22 protein-coding genes are annotated in these 19,050 nt (G+C 44.9%); 6 read left to right on the top strand and 16 right to left on the bottom strand.

Features of this window, described 5'->3' with window-relative positions; all coding sequences use genetic code 11:
- Positions 1-2 precede the first annotated feature (2 nt).
- Entirely contained in the window at positions 3-146 is a 144-nt protein-coding gene (locus Q369_RS29255; RefSeq protein WP_169739241.1) for a hypothetical protein, read from the top strand.
- Positions 147-157: 11 nt separating this feature from the next.
- Positions 158-1,642 (top strand): O-antigen ligase family protein, encoded by a 1,485-nt coding sequence (locus tag Q369_RS0108305; RefSeq protein ID WP_157488104.1) that lies wholly within the window; start codon positions 158-160, stop codon positions 1,640-1,642.
- On the opposite strand, the gene Q369_RS0108300 is transcribed toward Q369_RS0108305, so the two are convergent.
- Together Q369_RS0108300 and Q369_RS0108295 are read right to left on the bottom strand one after the other, a co-directional pair.
- The gene (locus tag Q369_RS0108300; protein ID WP_031527342.1) at positions 1,643-1,993 is read right to left on the bottom strand and encodes an Hpt domain-containing protein; all 351 of its coding nucleotides are present in this window, start codon (positions 1,991-1,993) and stop codon (positions 1,643-1,645) included.
- Between the two features lie 139 nt (positions 1,994-2,132).
- Positions 2,133-2,864, bottom strand: a complete 732-nt coding sequence (locus Q369_RS0108295; RefSeq protein ID WP_031527341.1) for an FkbM family methyltransferase — start codon at positions 2,862-2,864, stop codon at positions 2,133-2,135.
- A 286-nt stretch (positions 2,865-3,150) separates the two neighbouring features.
- On the opposite strand from Q369_RS0108295, the gene Q369_RS0108290 reads away from it, so the two are divergent.
- Both Q369_RS0108290 and Q369_RS0108285 read left to right on the top strand, forming a co-directional pair.
- Positions 3,151-3,975 (top strand): hypothetical protein, encoded by an 825-nt coding sequence (locus Q369_RS0108290; RefSeq protein ID WP_229206771.1) that lies wholly within the window; start codon positions 3,151-3,153, stop codon positions 3,973-3,975.
- Positions 3,976-3,986: 11 nt separating this feature from the next.
- Positions 3,987-5,192, top strand: a complete 1,206-nt coding sequence (locus Q369_RS0108285) for a glycosyltransferase family protein (protein ID WP_031527339.1) — start codon at positions 3,987-3,989, stop codon at positions 5,190-5,192.
- Positions 5,193-5,197: 5 nt separating this feature from the next.
- Here Q369_RS0108285 and Q369_RS0108280 read toward each other — a convergent pair whose 3' ends face one another.
- The 9 genes from Q369_RS0108280 to Q369_RS0108240 are packed head-to-tail and all read right to left on the bottom strand — an operon-like array spanning position 5,198 to position 12,876.
- Entirely contained in the window at positions 5,198-6,049 is an 852-nt protein-coding gene (locus Q369_RS0108280; protein WP_031527338.1) for a glycosyltransferase family 2 protein, read from the bottom strand.
- Between the two features lie 39 nt (positions 6,050-6,088).
- A complete protein-coding gene (locus Q369_RS0108275) occupies positions 6,089-7,432 on the bottom strand; it encodes a flippase (protein ID WP_031527337.1) in 1,344 nt (447 codons plus the stop codon).
- A 15-nt stretch (positions 7,433-7,447) separates the two neighbouring features.
- Positions 7,448-8,206, bottom strand: coding sequence for a glycosyltransferase (locus Q369_RS0108270; RefSeq protein ID WP_031527336.1), 759 nt, complete (start codon positions 8,204-8,206; stop codon positions 7,448-7,450).
- Between the two features lie 11 nt (positions 8,207-8,217).
- A complete protein-coding gene (locus Q369_RS0108265; protein WP_031527335.1) occupies positions 8,218-9,108 on the bottom strand; it encodes a glycosyltransferase family 8 protein in 891 nt (296 codons plus the stop codon).
- Between the two features lie 26 nt (positions 9,109-9,134).
- On the bottom strand, positions 9,135-10,262 hold the full coding sequence (locus tag Q369_RS0108260) for an acyltransferase family protein (RefSeq protein WP_031527334.1): 1,128 nt from the start codon (positions 10,260-10,262) through the stop codon (positions 9,135-9,137).
- Positions 10,259-10,840 (bottom strand): ATP-binding protein, encoded by a 582-nt coding sequence (locus Q369_RS0108255; protein WP_157488102.1) that lies wholly within the window; start codon positions 10,838-10,840, stop codon positions 10,259-10,261. The genes Q369_RS0108260 and Q369_RS0108255 overlap by 4 nt, the downstream gene beginning before the upstream one ends.
- Before the next feature lie 3 nt (positions 10,841-10,843).
- Entirely contained in the window at positions 10,844-11,182 is a 339-nt protein-coding gene (locus Q369_RS0108250) for an STAS domain-containing protein (RefSeq protein ID WP_031527332.1), read from the bottom strand.
- A 6-nt stretch (positions 11,183-11,188) separates the two neighbouring features.
- Positions 11,189-12,346 (bottom strand): response regulator, encoded by a 1,158-nt coding sequence (locus Q369_RS0108245; RefSeq protein ID WP_031527331.1) that lies wholly within the window; start codon positions 12,344-12,346, stop codon positions 11,189-11,191.
- Positions 12,343-12,876: a hypothetical protein gene (locus tag Q369_RS0108240; protein WP_031527330.1), complete on the bottom strand. Its 534-nt coding sequence runs from the start codon at positions 12,874-12,876 to the stop codon at positions 12,343-12,345. The genes Q369_RS0108245 and Q369_RS0108240 overlap by 4 nt, the downstream gene beginning before the upstream one ends.
- Before the next feature lie 185 nt (positions 12,877-13,061).
- On the opposite strand from Q369_RS0108240, the gene Q369_RS0108235 reads away from it, so the two are divergent.
- Together Q369_RS0108235 and Q369_RS0108230 are read left to right on the top strand one after the other, a co-directional pair.
- Complete coding sequence (locus Q369_RS0108235; protein ID WP_031527329.1) at positions 13,062-13,979, top strand: glycosyltransferase family 2 protein; 918 nt, start codon at positions 13,062-13,064, stop codon at positions 13,977-13,979.
- 3 nt (positions 13,980-13,982) lie between these two features.
- Positions 13,983-15,167 (top strand): glycosyltransferase family 2 protein, encoded by a 1,185-nt coding sequence (locus Q369_RS0108230; RefSeq protein WP_031527328.1) that lies wholly within the window; start codon positions 13,983-13,985, stop codon positions 15,165-15,167.
- 5 nt (positions 15,168-15,172) lie between these two features.
- On the opposite strand, the gene Q369_RS0108225 is transcribed toward Q369_RS0108230, so the two are convergent.
- The 5 genes from Q369_RS0108225 to Q369_RS0108205 form a co-directional block, all read right to left on the bottom strand.
- Positions 15,173-15,541: an Hpt domain-containing protein gene (locus Q369_RS0108225; protein WP_031527327.1), complete on the bottom strand. Its 369-nt coding sequence runs from the start codon at positions 15,539-15,541 to the stop codon at positions 15,173-15,175.
- A gap of 103 nt (positions 15,542-15,644) precedes the next feature.
- Positions 15,645-16,658 (bottom strand): MlaD family protein, encoded by a 1,014-nt coding sequence (locus Q369_RS0108220; protein ID WP_031527326.1) that lies wholly within the window; start codon positions 16,656-16,658, stop codon positions 15,645-15,647.
- A 3-nt stretch (positions 16,659-16,661) separates the two neighbouring features.
- Positions 16,662-17,426, bottom strand: coding sequence for an ABC transporter ATP-binding protein (locus tag Q369_RS0108215; RefSeq protein ID WP_031527325.1), 765 nt, complete (start codon positions 17,424-17,426; stop codon positions 16,662-16,664).
- A gap of 1 nt (position 17,427) precedes the next feature.
- Positions 17,428-18,216: an MlaE family ABC transporter permease gene (locus Q369_RS0108210; RefSeq protein ID WP_031527324.1), complete on the bottom strand. Its 789-nt coding sequence runs from the start codon at positions 18,214-18,216 to the stop codon at positions 17,428-17,430.
- A 42-nt stretch (positions 18,217-18,258) separates the two neighbouring features.
- Positions 18,259-19,026 carry an EcsC family protein gene (locus tag Q369_RS0108205; protein ID WP_031527323.1) on the bottom strand — a complete coding sequence of 256 codons (768 nt, stop codon included), beginning with the start codon at positions 19,024-19,026 and terminating at the stop codon, positions 18,259-18,261.
- Positions 19,027-19,050: the final 24 nt, after the last annotated feature.

Here is a 19,050-nt window from a genome sequence, read left to right as displayed (position 1 = left end):
GAATGAAAGTATTCCCCTCCCAAAAAACAAAGAAAAAATCGAACGATCCTGAGCTCACGCAAATTCAGACGCTGACCCGGACGATTGCGCTTATTATCGCATTTGTCAGCGTATTTGTTTTCTTTTTCAAGATCCTGTTCTTCTAACTGTTACGATATTGAAATACGAATTATCAGCGGAATCAGATAGGCGTTTGATCCATTTGCCGATTATCGACAAGGTAAGTACGCCTGTCGGAATGGTGCTGCTTGCATTGGCTGCAATCGGGTTGGGGCTTGCTACGATTTATGGCGGAATGGTTGCCGGTCTGCTGGTGCTGGTTGCTATGATTGCGATACCTGCCGTTTATGCAGTAGTGGTTTACCCGATTTTCGGCATTGTTGTGCTGCTTACAATGGGTTTTTTCCTCTTTTTCATCCTGCGGCTCGGTATTAATTTCCCGCTCGGAACTCTAATGGACGGACTGGAAGCGCTGCTGATCGTAGGCTTTCTGATCAAATTGAAACAAAAGGGAGATTGGAATATCAGTACATTCAAGAACCCGGTTTCTCTGATGATCCTGATCTGGATCGGCTACAATCTGATCCAGGTTGCAAATCCCTGGGCTGAGTCGCGGCTCGCTTGGGTGTACACGGTGCGGTCGGTAGCTGCTGTCACGATCATGTATTTTGTGTTTGTATACTACCTCAGATCTGTAAATGCAATTCGGATAATTATGAAAACGTGGCTGGTACTGGCAGTTTGTGGTGCTATTTATGGCTTCAAACAGGAATATATCGGCATCGCCCCGGCTGAGTTGGCTGACTTATGGAGCGATCCGATGCAGGTGAGCCTGTTATATATCAATGGTGCGTGGCGGAAATATTCGATCTTTTCTGACCCTGTATCTTTTTCTTATACAATGGTAGGCGCGAGCTTGATCTGTGTAGCATTGTTATCGGCGAAAGCAAGTCTGCTGAAAAAGATCATCCTGGTCGTGATGATAGGCGCATTTCTCCTGGCAATGTTGTATTCCGGAACGCGCGGCGCTTACGTACTTGTACCGGCTTCGCTGATTCCCTTTGCATTACTAAATTTCAGTAAAAAGATCATGTTTGCCTCGTGCGTGGCGGCCGTTTTCATCATTATCCTGATTGTCATTCCAACTTCAAATCCTACCATTGCACGTTTTCAAACTGCATTCCGGCCTTCTGATGATGCTTCGTTCAATGTAAGGAAGGCCAATCAGAAGAAAATACAACCATATATTTTAACGCACCCGATCGGCGGCGGACTAGGATCAACCGGAGCCTGGGGCGCCCGGTTTTCACCTAATTCTTTTCTGGCGACATTCCCACCCGACAGCGGCTATATTCGTGTGGCGGTGGAACTTGGCTGGATTGGATTACTGATCTTTTGCTTTTTAATGTATTCTATATTAAAGATGGGGATCACGAATTTTTACCGAATCAAAAATCCAGAATTGAAGACTTACTGTCTTGCGATGACTTTGGTAATTTTCTCGCTAAATATTGGCAATTTTCCGCAGGAAGCTTTGGTACAATTTCCAAACAATATCCTCTTCTATATTGCAGCCGCTATTGTGCACACCACTTACCTGATCGACAAGAGGGAAACAGCAAAAAGTTTAAAGGAAAATTGATCAGGATTTAAGAAGTTCCAAACCTGCATTGGATTCCAGTTCCAGATCTGCTAATTGAATTGCCAGATTGGGAACAGTTTCATTTCTTTTTAATGCAGTTTCGATTTCTTTGTATTTGGCAGCAGTATTTAGTAGCCCAACTGAAAATAATGAGGATCTGTATTTGTGAATGGATTGTTTCAGCAGGTCAAGATTGCCTGCTTTGCAATTATCACGGATGTTATCAAGTTGGATAACCGTTTCTGATTCAAACATGCTGATTAATTCATGTTTCAATTCATCATCTCCGCCGGTAATTTCCTGCAGATAAGCAAAATCAATCAGAGAGGTGTCGTTGGGCGTGCTATTCATTTCTTCTTGAATTTTTGAGGGGTTATATCATAAATAGTTGCTGGTCTGTGATCAGCATTATTTACAAAGCTAACATTATTATAGCAATCTGCCAGACCACTTACTGTTTTCTAATATACATCCTCATTTATTCTCCGGCTCAGCCATGAATAAAAAAGAAGTTACCCGCCGGCAGTGAATCTGAATGCTGAACAGGTTCGAGTGATTCGTTATTTTCGTTGAAAACATACGATTTATAACCAAATCCACTCAGCAGAGCAAACACTTGTCTACGGTTATCGTTTTGCCATAACTCGCAGTAAATCATTGGCTTATTCTTTTCCAAGACTTTCAAAGATCCTTTAAATACTTCGAGTTCAAAGTTCTCCACATCAATCTTGATTGCATTGATATTGGTCTCAGTAGGATAGAGATCGTCCAATTTTTTCAGCGGCACCTGGTAAACGACCCCGGTTTCATTTGCGCCTTCTTCATATGCTTTGCTCAGGCCCTGCATCCGGGAATTGCCGCGTTCCGGCATAATCATTTTCAACGTTCCCATTTCGCTGCCCAATGCAATATTGAATAGTTTGACATTCTTCAATTTCAAAAATCGGACAACCCGGTCCAACGCGGAATAATTTTCCGAAATGGGTTCGAATGCGTGAACTTGTGCGTTGGGGTGACGTTTTGCAAGCGGCGCAACTGTGATTCCAATGTTAGCGCCGATATCCAGTATGATACCGTCCTTTTTGATGATTTTTAAGAAATGTAAAAACTCCGGCTCGTACTTTCCGGCTTCGATGGTTCTGATTGAGTATAAGGAAAATAGGAAGAGATAATTTTCAAATGATAATGTTTTTTGAAGCAGGTACCGGATAAAATTTTTCATGGCAAACAATTTAACGTCAAATGAAACCGAAACAAACAGTGTGCTGGCATAGACAGCCTTTTAAATTTAGCACTTTTAGGTCAGGTTTGCTAAACAGGTAGCAATTCTTGTGTATTTTTACTTTAAGAATGTAACCAGTTCCGTACCTTTTCAGGGATCAAGAATTCTGAATATGTTAAATAAAATACTGAGCTTTTTTGTACTGTTGAAATACGGGAACTTACCGCCAGATCTCAGGTATTTTTATAGACATACCTACACTTGTAAGTTGGTTCAGATTAAGTATTTGTTAAAAGATTATATTTTTAAGCCCAAATACAAGGAACTCTCATTCGAGGGCGAATTTGCGTGCGAACTTCAATTTGTTCTGCCATTTGCATACTGGCACTATAAGAATGGAACATTGAAAAGTACAAGTGCCCCCAAGTACACCAAAGAACTCTACTTTTTCTCACCACAACATACCGAAGAATTTGACGTAAGGACCGAACCTGGCAATAAAAATTTCGAAATGCCGCGAGTTCTTTACAGCCAGGATTATAATATGTCCAAGTGGCTGCCTGTACCATTGAAAGAGATTTACAAGAATGAGATTTACGTTTATAGTAAGCCCATTCTGATAATCGCCAATCGCTATAATATGGAATGGGACGGTCCGCCGGTGAGCTTTTACAGTATTGAGCTTTTACAATTCATAATCACTTTGCTTAAAGATAAATACACGATTATCTACAATCGGCCGCGCCCGGAACAGATCACGATGGATAACAGTGAAGTGTATGATCTGAAGGAATATGAGTGGCTTATAGAAAATCATCCGGAAGTGATATTAATGGAAGATCTTTACAAAGAGAACCGAGGTAATGCCAACAACTTCAACCACTTACAATATATGGTTTATGCCAATGCAAGCAAGTTTATTTCTATTCACGGAGGAACCGCGACTTTGGCAAGTTACTTTGGAGGCACTAACCTGATCTTTTCCAAAAAAGGGCCGGAACATCATTTTGGTTGTTTTCAAAAGCTGTATCCGCAATTCTCAGGTGCAAAGATCCTGCACGCAAAAACAGATGAAGAAGTACGGAATTATGTAAATGAATTTTTTGTCTGAAACGATTGGCGATGAAATTAGAGGGACAACAACTGATCATTTTTGGATTGCCCCGGTTTGATTCAAAAATCGAATCGACAAATTATACAATTGCCAAAATGCTGGCAAAGGATAATCAGGTCTTTTACGTAGAACATCCGTTTACCATTAAGGATTACATGCGTCTCCGCAATGAGCCTGAAAATGAGAAACGTAAAGGGTATCACGGTGTTCTTGACGACAAAGTAATCGATACCGAAAACCCCAATTTCAAGGTTATTATTCCACCCGTTTTATTGTCGATCAACTTTTTGCCGGAGGGAATTTTATTCCGTTCTTTGCTGAAAATCAATGAGCTTCTGATCCGCGAAAAGCTGAAAAGGATTATCAAGAAATATGGCATCAAGGATTTTATATTTATCAACTCCTTCAATTTCCATTATCCCGGCTTAATGGACGGGCTGCGTCCCAAATTAACTGCTTACCATTGTGTTGACCCGATCATTGTTCCTTTCGATGCGCGTCACGGGCAAGTATCAGAGAACCAGCTGCTTCGCAAAAGTGATATTGTGTTTTGTACCGCACGCCAGCTTTATAATCAAAGTAAAAAGCTGAACGCGAATACCTACTTTGTTCCTAATGCAGCCGATGTAACGCACAGTCAGAAGGCGCTTGATCCTGCATTGCCCGTTGCATCTGTTTTGAAGGATATTAAAAAGCCTGTGATTGGCTACTTCGGGAACATCGAGCGGCGAATGGACTATGTAATGCTTGAAGAAGTGATCAAAATGAATGCGGATAAGAGCTTCGTGTTTGTAGGGCCAATGGATAAATCGTACATACCGGAATGGTTTTTCAATGCGGCTAATGTTCATTTTACCGGCAGTGTACCCTATTCTGAAATGCCTGCGGTTATCAAGGGATTTGATGTAGCGTTGTTGCCTTTCAAGCGGGATGAAGTGAGTGCTACCATTTTCCCATTGAAATTGTTTGAGTACCTGGGAGCAGGTAAGCCCCTGGTATCCATTAACTTCAATGATGATTTAAAGGAATTTACAAAAGATTCGGTAGCGTTTTGCTCAAACGCGGCTGCGTTTTCAAGTGCTATAAATGAAGCCCTGATTAGTGATAGTGAGGAAAAAAGACGGGAGCGCATTCAGGTTGCTGCGGACAATACCTGGGAAAAGCGCGTTGCTCAGATTTCGGAACTACTTGCCGCGGAACTTGCCAAAAAGTAGATCAGCTATAATTTCTCGATTTCTTTCGGTGCTTTTGAATGCAGGTTGAAGAACAATCCCTTGATCTCTTTGACAACTCTTTTGGTAAAGAGACTCAAAAAGCTGCCGTCTCGTTTCAGGGTTCTTGCGCCGGTCCAGGCACGTGAACGGTTGGCTTTTACCTGCCTGATTTTACCGTAATTCATTAAGGCATAAGCGAGTCGGCCATCTTCACCCCGGACATTCTTCATTACGAAACCTATTTTCAATGCAGGCTCACGAACGAATCCCATACTGATTCCATAAGTATTCAGGTATGGACGGTTCAGGTGACGGTATTCAGCGATGAGATCTTTGGCCGTTTCCAACACCGAGAGCTGCCAGCGGGAGTAACCTTCTTCGCTGATGAAAGAATATCTTCCGTACACACACACCACGCCAGGCTGGGTTAGTACATTCATCATATCGTCCATCCACGAGCTCGGGTAAAAACAATCCGCATCTGCAAGCAGGATGTACTTGCCGCGTGCATTTTCCAGGCCGAGCTGGCGCGCGGGGCCTGGACCTTGTATTTCCTGGAATACAGTCCTAACGTGCAGGCTGTCAATCGTTTGTTGCGTTTTGTCAGTCGAATTGTTATTGACAACCAATATCTCGAATGGAATTTTGGTCGCCATATCCGAGAGCGTCGCGACGCAGCGGAGCAGGTTTACTTCTTCATTCCACGCCGCAATCATGATGGTGACCAGAGGCTCCGCCGCTTTCTTCGAATCGAGCCGGTGGTTGATTTCAGCAAAAACCTGGTCCGGGATCTGGTCGAAAGCGGTATAAGGATAGTTGTATTTTTCTAGCCAATCCGGATTTTGAAAGAATGACATTGGAACGCGGCTTTAAGTCAGTTAGGAGAAATGGAGTAATCAGGTAAATCTTGGCTTAATATACTTTGCAAAAAACTCAGGGTAAAATTTGAATGCGTATACAAATGTATTCAGCAGGTTTACATGCAGAATGCGGTTCAGGATCGTCTGAGAAATCGCGAAATTGACAATATTGGAAATCAATGTCGCATACGCCGCGCCCATTACGCCCATTCGGGTGATCAGTATGTAGTTGAGTCCCAGGTTGGTGGTGGCGCTAAGTAGTACCAGTGCAAATGTGATCTTTGGCTTGCCGATAGAATCCAGGATGGTACCAAACTGCCGGCCGAACGGGATCAGGACACAGTATAAAACGGTCACTTTCAGGATGGGGATCGTTTCGGTGTATTTGTCGCCTGCAATGAAACTCACCACGAATTCAGGGAACAAAAACAGGAAAAGCAGCGCAGGAATGAGTATCGCGAGGATGGTACCTACCGATTTTTCATACAAATACTTGATCGCCGCTTCTCCGTCGGTGGCAAGCCTCCGCGCACTTTGCGGAAACACGATGACCGCAATTGCATTGGTAGGGATATCAACCAGGTTCATAATCCGGACTGCAATATTGAATGCACCCGAGGCGGCCGGCGAAAGCAGCGATCCGAGCATCATCTGGTCGATGGTACTTGAAAGAATGGAGCCGATAGAGGTCCCAAATGCATATTTACCATAATTGAGCAATTTCTTAACCCATTCTCCGGTAACTTTTAATGTGAAATTCAGCAGGTCTTTGACGAAGTAATATTCCAGACAAATCGCAAGGAACAATGCAACTGCCTGAACATAAACCAGCTCAACCAGCCTGATCTTTACATTGAAGAAAAAGCAGAAAGCAAGAAAACAAAAGAATACACCCGATTTCAGAAAGTTCGTAATGAAAATTCCATTGAAACGGAAGTTGGCTTGTTCCATCCAGTGAAACTGCGACAGAATGCCCGAAAACAGATAAACGACACTATATGTCCAGAAAAGCGGCACGATGTCGGGCGAGTTCCAGATCCTGCCGAGGTAAGTCGCCAGGAGCAGGTTCACGAGGATGCAAACCAGCGTGAGTCCGCCGCTTAATGCAAATGATGCGGATAGGATCTTGTCGTGTTCTTCGGGCTCACTAAACGATAAATACTTGATCAATGCATTCTGTATCAAGCCGCTGCGTACCATTTCGAAAATGGTGGTTGTAGCAGCAAAGAGCGTCCAGACGCCAAATGAATGCTTGTCGAGCATTCGTACCATGAGATAAAACCCGCCAAAGCCGAAAAGTACGCCCGTGAGGTTTTGCAGTACATTGATGATGCCCGATTTAAGCCAGTATTTGTCGTTCGCCTTCTTTTCAGTAGCCATAAAAACCGGCCGACACTAGGTCAGGAAATCGTAGTTGAATTTTAAATGCCGGTACAAATGCCGGGACATGGTGACAAACGGGTTCTCAGTTTCCCGCCAGTAATTCCGCTTAACCGTGCTAGGCTCGGCAGAAGAATTTACCTGATCGAAAAGGGTGGTGTATTCGTCGAAAAACAAAGCTTTACCCTTGTTTTTGAGCACAGACATCATCATCCGGTATTCGGTAACTTCCACTTTCAAGCCTTCGGGATAGCGGCCAAAGCGCTCAAAAAAGTTGCTTCTGCGCAAATGCGGGTGGTCGCTGTAGTAATAAAACTTCTTGTAACCCGGATTCCAGATGCTGAACACCATATCGGAAAACCCGTTTTTGTAGGGTTTCAGATACGGATATTTGAAATAGGCATAGAAACGGACAAAATCCAGCTCTTTTCTTTCCTGCATAAAACCGAATGCACTCCTGAGCTTGTCCGGGAAAATCGCCTGAGGGACGAAATCCTCCTGCACATACAAAGTGTAAGGTGTTTTAACAGCGTCCTGACCTTTGTTGATGTTATTACCAAGCCCGCGGTTTTTCGGCGTAGTCACCAGCTCGAAAGTGTAAGTGCTTTTGAGCGAGTTGATGTAAGTAATGTGCTCGGGCTTACTGCCGTCGTCGGAGACAACAATATTCCCGAACCGGCAGCCGAGGTCCTCAAACGATTTCAGTAGCCTTTCGAGTGAAGTGCTCCTGTTGTAATGCGTTACGAGTAAAGTTATATCATCGAAACTATGCATCTGAAAGTATTCTATTTGAGATATCCCGAAACGATTTTCCTTAATTTGTTATAAGCTTTTCTGCTCAGTCGCACCCAGTCTGGTACGGGCTTGTGGTCTTTCCACGGCGTCATTCTCAGGTATTTGTAAAATTCGTCCTTATAGGCAGGGTTGCAGTTGTAAGATTGGAAAATCGGTTTGATATCAAGGTAATGGATCAGCCAGGGATCTTTGATTTCGAGTACTGCGAATGTATTCCAGCGCTGGTCGAGCACTACCCATTTATTTACCAAAACCACATTCAAACCATACTGGTCAGGGAAGCTGGCGGATGCAATATTGTCGTAAATGCATTGGATCACTTTATTGGAAATATCCTGCGCGCGCCACTGGATCGGGTCTACAAGCAGCATACCTGCATTGAAGTACGGGGTTTGCGGGTCGAATCCGAGTTCTTTGTAGTTAGGAACACCGCCCCATTCACTGCTTACCACCTTGGCCAGGTCGGGTACTGCCGCAAACATTTTGTCCTGCAAGTCGGTGTGCCACAGTTTTGAAATATCTTCTTTCAAAATCATATCCACGTCCAGGTACAGGAAACGCTCAGTCTCTTTCGGGATAATGTAAGGAGCAAAAAGTCGCAGATAGGTAGTGATCGGGAATGCCGATTTATCCACCGGGATCTTGACATTCGGCGGGATCACGCTGGCCGTTTTATGCCAGTACATAGTCGTTATTGCGGGGTTGCTGGACGCAAGGATCTTCTTCTTGCTGGACTCAGAAATGCCGTCGTCGATAATGTAAAGGTCAATTTTCTCGTGCGTTTTGTGATTCATCTCGATGGATTTGATCAACGCGCCAAGCAGGATTGCGTAGTGGTTATCGGTTGCAACGACGATCGTGATTTTGTCTTTAATGCTCATACATTTGATATTAAACTGGCGAACAATTAGGGTGTTTTCAATTCGGGTTCCTTGCTGTTTTTATTGACCCGCGCTTTGGGTTTGTAAGCAAACCGCATTTCGATGTGCTTGTAAGTCCAGGCGGAGAAGAGATAGATAATGAGAAAGTTCAGAATGAACAGGTAAGAATAAGCTGTCTCCGGGAATTTCAGCACGCGGATGAATGCAACATTGAACAGGCTGATCATCAGGGCGTGACACATGTAGATGGAGTAGGAGTACTTGCCAAGACTATGCAGTATCCCTACGCTTTTCAGGATTCCGGACAATATTCCTTTTTCAAATGCAAAAATGTAAATGCAAACGAAGAAGAGTACTTCATATACAAAGCCGATTTCCTTCAATGCAGCCCCGGCGCAGATCATCGCGATAATCGCCGCAACCGCCAGGATTTCAAGTACAGAAAACAGGGGAGAAGAGAGCCGGGAAACGGTTTCGTAGCTTGATCTGAAAACATACACGCAAATTGCCCCAAGAAAAAAGCCGATAATGCCTCTCAGAAAGCCATAGTCAAAGGTGAAATCAATTTTGAAGCTGTCCTGAACTGAAATAAGCGCGACAGCGGCTAGCAGTACTACTGCGGCGTAAAACCAGTTTTTCAATTTTTGTAAACCAATCAGAGATACTGTCAGCGTCAGAAATGCGAAAACAATGTAAGCCACCATTTCAGCGCTGATCGACCAGCTGGGTATGTTCCAGCTTACGTCTTTGGGGTTGAAAACAGGTGTTGAGTTGAGAAGGAAAAGTGAGGTAATGAAGGTGTAAATGTTATTGTCAGGATCTTCCGGGTTATTTACTTTCACATAAGCTGTCATAGATTTTTTGGCAAATTCAATCGCTACAAATGTGAGCAGCATGAATAAATGCAGCGGATAAATCCTGAAAAAGCGTTTTTTGAGGAAAAGTTTTACGTCTCCGCCGGACGAGATCGCCTGATAGCTGTAAGCGATCACAAATCCGCTCAGTACAAAGAAGAAGTCAACGAACATATCGGCATTATCAACAAAACTGTTGTTGATGATCGGCGTAGCTGCGAATGGGCTCAAATGGAACAGAAAAACCATCGACGCAAACAATCCCCGAAAAATGTCAAGTACCTCAAACCGATGCTTCATTGGCCATTTGGTTTCAAATTAAAAATGCACCGAAAGGTGTTTGTCCCCGTTTTTGCTTCGTATTCGTATTCAAATGCATCCGAAGCCTTCGTCAGGATCAGCAATCCGAAATGTTCGGTGGTCGATTCCGAGATAACCGGCTGATCGCTGTGCTGCATTTCTTTCACCGAAAAGACTGCTCTGGTTGTGCTAGGCGCGGTCAACTGCAGCGACTCGATCCCGTTCTGGTAAATCTCGAATGCAACAGGCGGCATAATGCTTTCCAGCGGCCACGACACTTTCCCAGCACCGTTTTCCAGCTTGATCGTCAGCGGAAGCCCCGTATCTGCTTTTTCCAGCACGAGCTTTTCCTGATCGTTCCGGATCAGTACCGCGCATTCAGGCACGCCCGAATGTTTAATGGCGTTCGTCAGCATTTCAGTCACAACCCACTTAAATCTGGATCTGAGATCCTCGGTCAGATCGTTTGTTGGCACGCTACTCTGCTCCACATACTCCATACAGCTATTCAACATGTCTGAAATTCCCTGCAGGTCGCATCTGAACACTTTCTCAAACTTGTTGCGCGTTTCCATCATCCGTTAGCGAAGCGTTTCCAACGCCGTTTGATGGTCTTTGTAAATCTTGAATACTTTGTCCATTCTAATCAGCGTCAATAAATTATGTACATCCGGTTTAAGGGACACGAGGTATATATCAATGTTCCGGGGCAATGCATATTTGAGGGCAACTACCAAACTGCCCAGGAAAGAACTATCGATGTAATTGACATTTTCAAAGCTCACGATGATCAGCTTGGCGCCGTTGACCATCAGGCTGATCATTTCTTCCTTAAATAGTTCCGCATTGGATAGATTGGCTTCCTCGGGCAGGATTGTAACCTGAATTACGCCGTTCACTTCACTGGTTTGTAATAACATTGGAGCTTATAATTTTTCGATAAAAATAATACTGGCATCGTCCACCTGATTGGTATCGTCGATGATTGCCAAAACGTATTTCTTGACAAGCTCAAAGCTTTGATTCTGACCAAGATAGGGGGTGATTTTTTCGACAAAAAAAGGATAATCGCTCTTTTTTGAATTGTTTGAAGGTATATCGATCATTCCATCCGTGAAAATGGCGAGCTGGTCGCCAGGCTCCATTTGAATGTGCTGCTTGTCGTACATTCCTTCTTCCAGCAAACCCAGCAGTAATCCCGATGATTGTACCGTTTCAACGCGTCTGTTAAATGCCTTAAAGCTGATCAGCGGAAGGTCGCCGGCACCGGTATAGTGCACCTCGCCGGTGTGGCTGTCGAGCAGCAGCAATGAGAGGCTCGAAAGAATGTTCTGCAGGCTTTCGTCCAGACAGATTAGCTTGTTGATCTTTTGAACAATCAAGTCAAGCTCAAAATCTTTGTCCAGCACGCAAAAGCGGATTGCAGCACGGATATAGCTCAGGAACCCAAATGTGAAAAACCAGGCTTTCCATTTCTTACCCATGATATCTCCCAGGAATGCGAAACAGTACCGGTCGTCTACCTGGACAAAATCGATAAAGTCCCCGCCGGGATATCCTCTGAACCCTTTATGCCAAAAGGAAACGCGGAAACCGCCCAGTTCCGGCTCACGTACCGGAATGGACTTTACATTCAATGCATCCGCCGCGATCTTCAACTCACGTACTGAGCGCACATGTTCGTTTTGCAGCGACTTGATAATGTTGTTCAGCTTGGAAATAATGACCGGGATCGGCGTTTCCTTATTGATAAAATCAAGCGCATACATATTCAAACCTTCCAGTACCAGCGAATTATCGGTGAAAGAGGTCAGGAAAACGAAAGGTATCTCATTGATCTTCGGGTTCATCAAAACGGCTTGCCTGAAATGAAAACCGTTCATCTCGGGCATATCGTAATCGGAGATAATCAGGTCGGGGATTTCGTTGGTAAGAAAATCAAGCGCCTGCCCGGCCGATTCGCAGAAGGCGCATTCGTAGCCCGCTTTCCGCAATGCAGCTTCGATTACCCTGCCAAACAGCAGACTATCTTCTACCAGAAGGATCTTTTTGACACTTGTCAGCGGATCTGCAAACGTGATCATTTCTTGCTGAAGTTTAAAACAATCAGGAGAACTCCTCCAAATATGATCATCAGCGAGACCAAATCCATGATTGTTACGCCGTCATTGATATTAAAATAAAACACGGTAGCAATTTCAAAACTGGGCGGCGCGGGCATGATGATCATAGCAAATCCTGTGGTGATCAGTAGGAATCCTAAAATCAGCATGATGCCGGTCTGTAGCCCTTTCCGTGCCGGGCTGTTCTCTACAATCCTGTTGTCAACCGGGTTTTCTGCGAGAAGCTTTTCAAGACCTTCCAGCAAATCCTCCCTTGACAGGGTATCCTGGTCCAGCGCCTCGTACGGTGCCAGTCTTTTCCTGGTAGCTTCGGCTTTGCGGAATGCTTCGGCAATGCGCTCCTTGTATTCGAGTGCCTGCTTGCTATCTACATTGGCATGACTGATCAGCCGAACTATTTCGTCAACCTTTGCTTCTAGGAGCGCATTTTCCGGTACCTTTTTGGAGGGGATGCTAATCGGCCTGATTTCCAGCAGACGAGGAATTTTCACTTGATTGACGCGGATTTTGGATAAAGGAGGTTCGGTATTGCAATTACTTGCCTTTGCTCAACAAAACCTGCGGTCTTAAACAACAATTTGTTAAAGCTATATTTTTATTATTACATTTGAAATAGTTCTACAAAACAACGAAAATATTCCCTCATTCCGAACACTTTCCCGCAGTCATTTTTACAATGAAGACAGTTTCCATTGTGACGGTTAATTTTAACCAGCCTCAGGTTACCGAAGATTTACTCAGATCACTTGACGAGGTTAACAATTATCCGGACCTGGAAATAATTGTGGTCGATAACGGGAGCAAAATTAATCCGGTACCAGCCTGGCAGCAGCGCTATCCGGAAGTCAAATTCATCCGGTCTGAAAGAAATACCGGTTTTGCGGGCGGGAATAATATCGGAATCGCCCAAGCCACGGGCAGTTACCTTTTCCTGATCAATAATGATACCGAAGTTACACCGGACCTGATCGGCAAGCTGGTCGCGCAATTAGACCAAAATCCGAAAATCGGCATGATTTCTCCGAAGATCAACTACTTCGATCACCCGACCATGCTGCAGTACACAGGCTACACGCCCATGAACTATTACACTGCCCGGAATGCCTGCATTGGCCAGTTCGAAGAGGATAGGGGACAATACGATTCGCTCAGCGGCGAGACTGGCTACGCGCACGGCGCTGCAATGATGGTACGTCGGGAAGCAATTGATAAGGCAGGTTTGATGGCTGAAAATTACTTCCTGTACTATGAAGAGCTGGACTGGTGCGAGCGCATCAGGAAGGCGGGTTACGAAATCCATGTTGATTTATCCGCATTGATCTATCATAAAGAATCGGTTTCGGTGGGTAAAAGGACTGCATTGAAAGAGTTTTTCATGAACCGCAACCGGATACTCTTCATCCGGAAAAATGCCTCCGGGTTTACGTTTTTTATTTTCTGCTGCTACTTTCTCCTTACAGTTGTCCCAAGAAACATCTTCAAATACATTAAAAACAAAGAATCCAGCTTCATTCCGGTGTTTTTTAATGCAATTACGTGGCATTTCAGCAACAAGGCAGATAGTAACAATCTGGGTTATAATTTGATAAGTTAATATATGGAACTCCTCTTCTGGCTTAGTCTCTTTGTCGTTTTCTATACGTTTCTTGGCTATGGGATCGTGCTGTACATTCTGGTACGACTGCGCAGGATCGTCAAGGGAAAGCGGCCGATACCGGGTCTGGATCAGGATTTCCCGACTTTGACGCTGATCATTGCCGCATATAATGAAGAGAGCATTATTGAAGAGAAGATTGCCAATACCTTGCAGCTGTCTTACCCTGCTGGCAAGCTGAATCTTGTATTTGTAACCGACGGCTCTTCGGACAGAACACCGGAACTTGTAGCTGCTTACGACAGGATCAAGCTCATGCATACACCAGTGAGGAGCGGCAAAATCCTCGCCATGCACCGGGCCATGAAAGAAGTTGATTCGGAAGTGGTGGTTTTTACCGATGCAAATACATTTCTCAACAAAGATGCATTGCTGCTGATTGCAAGGCACTATGCGGATCCGACAGTGGGAGCGGTGTCCGGTGAAAAACGCGTGCAGCAGGAAGCGGTTTCCGATGCGACGGCGGGCGAAGGTTTTTACTGGAAGTACGAGTCAGCATTGAAAAAGTGGGATTCGGAGCTTTATTCGGTAGTCGGTGCGGCAGGTGAGTTGTTCAGCGTGCGAAATTCGCTTTACACGGATGTAGAGCCTGATACTATTCTCGATGACTTTATGATTTCCATGCGCATTGCGCAGCAGGGTTACCGCATCATTTACGAGCCTGCCGCCTACGCTTCTGAGCTTTCGTCCGAGGATATCAAGGAGGAACTGAAGAGGAAGGTCCGCATTGCTGCAGGTGGGATACAATCAATTCTGCGCCTGAAAAAACTCCTTAACCCATTCCATGATCCACTTTTGTCTTTTCAGTACATCAGCCACCGCGTGTTGCGCTGGACGGTTACCCCATTTCTGATGATCCTTTCATTTGTGCTTAACATCTGGATCGTGGTCAATGGAGGCGGGTGGTTTTACAGCCTGATCCTGACAGGCCAGATTCTCTTTTATGGGGCGGCACTACTTGGCTGGCTTCTCGAGAAGCGGAAAGTCAAAGTAAAAGCTTTGTTTGTACCCTATTATTTCTGCGTAATGAACTACGCGGTACTTGCCGGGATCCGCAGGTATATCAAAGGTTCGCAGAGTGCCGCCTGGGATAAGTCGCGGCGGAAAAGTGCTGTTGCCTCCTCCTGAAATGCTCAGAGCGTTTTGAGACGGGCGGATTCTCCTTCCAGGATCGGTACGAAAATATTGATATCCATGTTGATCTCCATGTACATGTTCATCAGCGCGTCTGTTGTTTCATTGTCTTTGATAGCCCGTTCCAGAATCTCCACCCGTGGCCGAATGCCGGTTAATCCCGCCATTGTAAAGGAAGGTTTTAACCCGTGGACAATGCTGGCTGCTTCCTTTTTATTGTCTGTTTCAAGCGCAAGTTCCAGTGCTCTCCAACGCGGCAGCGAATCACTGAGAAATGCATCGAAAATCATGTAAAGGATCACGGGATCTTCTCCGTAAGCCTGATCAATATAAGTGAGGTCGAGGGCTGGATTTAGGTTTAAAGCCATTATTTCAGAGTTAGGGGTATGCGGGGTAAAAGTTTGGTTGAGGTAAAATTAAAACGTGCAAGGATACCAGCGGTAACTCTTGCACGTCGCAAAACTATAACAATTATTGATTTACTTCTGTTTTTGTTTCTTCTTTTACCGGTTGTTTGGATTCTTCCTTCGCTTTCTTCTTGAAGTACCTGCGAAACAGGAAGTTAGACCGTAGCGCCATCATATTTTCGTCGAGTTTTTCAGTGCTGGTTTCCAGGTTCTGAAGTGTTCCTTTCAGGTTTGCAGCAGTGGCTTCGTCGTGCAGTAACACACCGATCGGGCTGGTAGTGTTGGAGTTAAGCTCTGCGCTCGCAGTTTTCAGATTGTTCACCATCACATTGGCTGAAGAAACTGTTTCATCCAGTCTGCCGATTGTGCTGCGCAAATCTTTCATGATCACTGTATCAGTAGCGAAATCATTGGCTAGTCCGCCTTTCTGGTTCAACTTCTGCGTGAATCCTGACAGGGAAGCGGTCATCTGCTGCGCATTGACCGAGGCTTTTTTCAATGAGGCCAGCGTCTGGTCTACGTCGTTGTAAAGCCGCTCATCGTTCAGGAGCATACCCACGGTGCCTTTTCCGGCTAGTATGTTCTTACTGATTGTCTTGAAAGCGCTGGTTATGCCCAGCAGGTTTTTATTGTTTTCAGATAATACAGCCAGCATTTCTTCTGTACTTTCTATTTTCTCGACAACCAATTCGTCGCCGTCTTCAATGGAAGGTACCTTCTGCGTACCGCCGTAAATGACAATGATTTTATTTCCGATTAACCCGTCGGTGCTGACTTTGGCTTTCGCATTCTTGCGGATAAATTCCTGCGATTTTTCTTCGATGTGCAGCATCACTTCCACTCGCGAATTGCCGAGGAAACGGATGGATTTCACAGTTCCTATCTTCACGCCAGAGTACCAGATGTTATTCCCGGGTTTAAGCCCGTTAACATCATCAAAAATGGTTTTGACACTGATCGTAGAGGAAAATATCTTTTTCATACTACCAATCGTGAGTATCCCGACTACGAAAATCAGAATCCCTATTATAACAAACAGGCCAACGGTGATAGAGCGTCTTCTTGTTGATGTTTCCATTATTTACTGAATAAAATTATAGTCGTAAAAACTCTTGATTCTCTCTTCTTCTGAACTAAATACCTCCTCGAATGTGCCTTGTTTCAGGAATTTCCCGTCAAGAAGCATTGCGATTTTATCTCCCGTGGCGCGGGCACAGGTAAGGTCGTGTGTGATGATAATCGAACTAGTATGGTACCTCTCTTTTACATCGTTGATCAGCTCGTTAATTTCCAGACACGTGATCGGGTCCAATCCGGCAGTAGGCTCGTCATAAAGCATGATCTCGGGTTTAAGGATCAATGTCCGAGCGATACCGATCCTTTTCCGCTGGCCTCCGGATAGTTCCGATGGTACCTGATTAATGGTCTGCAGAAGTCCGACTGCATCCAGTACATATTCAACCTGCTCGTTGATCTCGGCGCGTGTCAGGTTGGCTACGTTTCTTACAAGTGGGAATTCCAGGTTTTCTCGTACGGTCATACTATCGTACAGTGCACTGTTCTGAAAAGAGAAACCGATTTTCATCCTTAAATCCCTCAGTTCTTTTTCATTGAGCTGAGATACTTCCCTTCCCAACACCATGCACTTGCCCCGATCTTGTTTAAGTAGTCCGGCTATGATCTTGATCAAGACCGACTTACCGGTACCAGAGCGGCCCAGTACTACTACATTCTCGCCTTTCTCGACCTTTAAATCTACTCCGCGAAGCACGTGCAGACTTCCGAACGACTTGTGAAGGTCTTCGATGTCAATTACCGGTGCTTCTGGCTGAGTTACTTCTTCCATTTTATATCCTGAAATAATTAGATACCTGAACAATGATCACTTCCTCAATAAAAATGAGGAACATCGAAATTACCACCGCTGAGTTGGCCGCTTTTCCAACGCCTTCGGTTCCTTTGCTTGCATTGTAACCCTGGTAGCACCCCACAATTCCGATCGTAAAGCCGTAAGCAATTGCTTTCGCCAGCGAGGTGAAAATGTCCAGGAAGGTGATCTGCTCAAATGCACTTTCGAAAAATGCGATAAAACTCGTTCCTTCGTTGAGTGTCACATTCAGGAATGCGCCAAGCAAGCTGACCAGCGTACAATAAAACATCAAAATTGGAATGGCGATCGTCGAAGCGAGTACCCTTGTTACTACCAGAAATTTGAATGGATTGACAGCCGAAACTTCCATGGCGTCGATCTGTTCCGTAACCCGCATAGAGCCCAGCTCTGCACCGATACTCGAACCGATCTTACCCGCGCTGATCAATGCAGTCACCAGTGCAGCCAATGCGCGTACAATCGCGATTGCCACAAGTGAAGGCAGCCACGATACCGCGCCAAATTCTGCAAGCGAGGGGCGCGACTGTTTTGTAAATACCATTCCGGTAATAAAGCCCGTAAGTCCGATCAGCAGCAGCGATTTATTTCCAATCGCGTAGCATTGCTTGACGATCTCCTGAAATTCCATCCGGCCCTTGAAGACTTCGCGGAAAAATCTGATAAAGAATACGTAGCCATTATAAACCGCCAGGAAGGCTGAGTCTAATCCTTTTGTATAAACGTGTTCCCTTTTCTTTGTGCTCATTCAGTTTTTGGCAAAGTGATTTTTGTTTTTCATTGCTTCCTTTCAGATGCTCAATGGGAGAACTTGTTTCGTCCCAGGAAGCGATCTTTCTTCAAACCACCTCATTCTATATGCATTCATAGCTGTTGTTCCAAGCTTATTCAGCAAGCGGTAATTCACGATCACGCCGACAGCCGCTCCGATCCCCGGGATCATCTGCGCCATTTTAGCCAGGTCTATATAATCGCGGTATTCCTGCTGAAAGGTCTTCCAGTCAAACTGGTGGATATCGTCTGGTAAGTGCTGACTTTTTACCTGCCAGTCTTGCATTTGACTGAATACATGCTGTCTTTGCTTCTGGCTTGAAAAAGCAAGCTGGAAAACGTGCAGGATGAAGAGCCGCTCTTTATAGTCGTTAACCGGCCGGCCATAGAGCGCGGCAATCTCAAAAAGCATTTTCAGTTTGATCCCGATGAGAATGGGGAAATCTGCGAGTGCAAGCAGGAAGCCGCCGGCGCCTGTGATACCTCCCTCAGCCGCACTGGCCTTCTTATAGAATTCAATGCGTCTCTTTGCTTCAATGTCAATTTCTTCCAGACTGTTACGCTGCTGGGGGATACCGGTTGTGAATTCTGCACCGGTGAGCACAGCGCGGATCATCTGCTTTATTGTTGCAGTGATCGCCTGATGGACTTTGTCGGGAATGATGTTATTAATTTTATCCTGAACAGCTTTCGAAGTCCGGTCAACAAAATTCGGCCGCTTCTGCATTTTGTGCTGCCACTTCAACAGTTCAAGTCTGGTATTTTCCTCGTATGTGCTGAAATGCATAACAGTCAAGATAAAGATCGGGAA

Source organism: Dyadobacter crusticola DSM 16708 (genome assembly GCF_000701505.1).
In the GTDB taxonomy this organism is placed as follows: domain Bacteria; phylum Bacteroidota; class Bacteroidia; order Cytophagales; family Spirosomataceae; genus Dyadobacter; species Dyadobacter crusticola.
The sequence above is the reverse complement of the archived record's forward strand: the minus strand, read 5'-3'. Positions and strand labels throughout refer to the sequence as shown.

What these genes read in the sequence shown, in the direction of transcription:
- Q369_RS29255 (WP_169739241.1), top strand. Translation starts at nt 3, where the DNA reads ATGAAAGTATTCCCCTCCCAAAAAACAAAGAAAAAATCGAACGATCCT.
- Q369_RS0108300 (WP_031527342.1), bottom strand. Translation starts at nt 1,993, where the DNA reads ATGAATAGCACGCCCAACGACACCTCTCTGATTGATTTTGCTTATCTG.
- Q369_RS0108295 (WP_031527341.1), bottom strand. Translation starts at nt 2,864, where the DNA reads ATGAAAAATTTTATCCGGTACCTGCTTCAAAAAACATTATCATTTGAA.
- Q369_RS0108285 (WP_031527339.1), top strand. Translation starts at nt 3,987, where the DNA reads ATGAAATTAGAGGGACAACAACTGATCATTTTTGGATTGCCCCGGTTT.
- Q369_RS0108280 (WP_031527338.1), bottom strand. Translation starts at nt 6,049, where the DNA reads ATGTCATTCTTTCAAAATCCGGATTGGCTAGAAAAATACAACTATCCT.
- Q369_RS0108275 (WP_031527337.1), bottom strand. Translation starts at nt 7,432, where the DNA reads ATGGCTACTGAAAAGAAGGCGAACGACAAATACTGGCTTAAATCGGGC.
- Q369_RS0108270 (WP_031527336.1), bottom strand. Translation starts at nt 8,206, where the DNA reads ATGCATAGTTTCGATGATATAACTTTACTCGTAACGCATTACAACAGG.
- Q369_RS0108265 (WP_031527335.1), bottom strand. Translation starts at nt 9,108, where the DNA reads ATGAGCATTAAAGACAAAATCACGATCGTCGTTGCAACCGATAACCAC.
- Q369_RS0108260 (WP_031527334.1), bottom strand. Translation starts at nt 10,262, where the DNA reads ATGAAGCATCGGTTTGAGGTACTTGACATTTTTCGGGGATTGTTTGCG.
- Q369_RS0108255 (WP_157488102.1), bottom strand. Translation starts at nt 10,840, where the DNA reads ATGATGGAAACGCGCAACAAGTTTGAGAAAGTGTTCAGATGCGACCTG.
- Q369_RS0108250 (WP_031527332.1), bottom strand. Translation starts at nt 11,182, where the DNA reads ATGTTATTACAAACCAGTGAAGTGAACGGCGTAATTCAGGTTACAATC.
- Q369_RS0108245 (WP_031527331.1), bottom strand. Translation starts at nt 12,346, where the DNA reads ATGATCACGTTTGCAGATCCGCTGACAAGTGTCAAAAAGATCCTTCTG.
- Q369_RS0108235 (WP_031527329.1), top strand. Translation starts at nt 13,062, where the DNA reads ATGAAGACAGTTTCCATTGTGACGGTTAATTTTAACCAGCCTCAGGTT.
- Q369_RS0108230 (WP_031527328.1), top strand. Translation starts at nt 13,983, where the DNA reads ATGGAACTCCTCTTCTGGCTTAGTCTCTTTGTCGTTTTCTATACGTTT.
- Q369_RS0108225 (WP_031527327.1), bottom strand. Translation starts at nt 15,541, where the DNA reads ATGGCTTTAAACCTAAATCCAGCCCTCGACCTCACTTATATTGATCAG.
- Q369_RS0108220 (WP_031527326.1), bottom strand. Translation starts at nt 16,658, where the DNA reads ATGGAAACATCAACAAGAAGACGCTCTATCACCGTTGGCCTGTTTGTT.
- Q369_RS0108215 (WP_031527325.1), bottom strand. Translation starts at nt 17,426, where the DNA reads ATGGAAGAAGTAACTCAGCCAGAAGCACCGGTAATTGACATCGAAGAC.
- Q369_RS0108210 (WP_031527324.1), bottom strand. Translation starts at nt 18,216, where the DNA reads ATGAGCACAAAGAAAAGGGAACACGTTTATACAAAAGGATTAGACTCA.
- Q369_RS0108205 (WP_031527323.1), bottom strand. Translation starts at nt 19,026, where the DNA reads ATGCATTTCAGCACATACGAGGAAAATACCAGACTTGAACTGTTGAAG.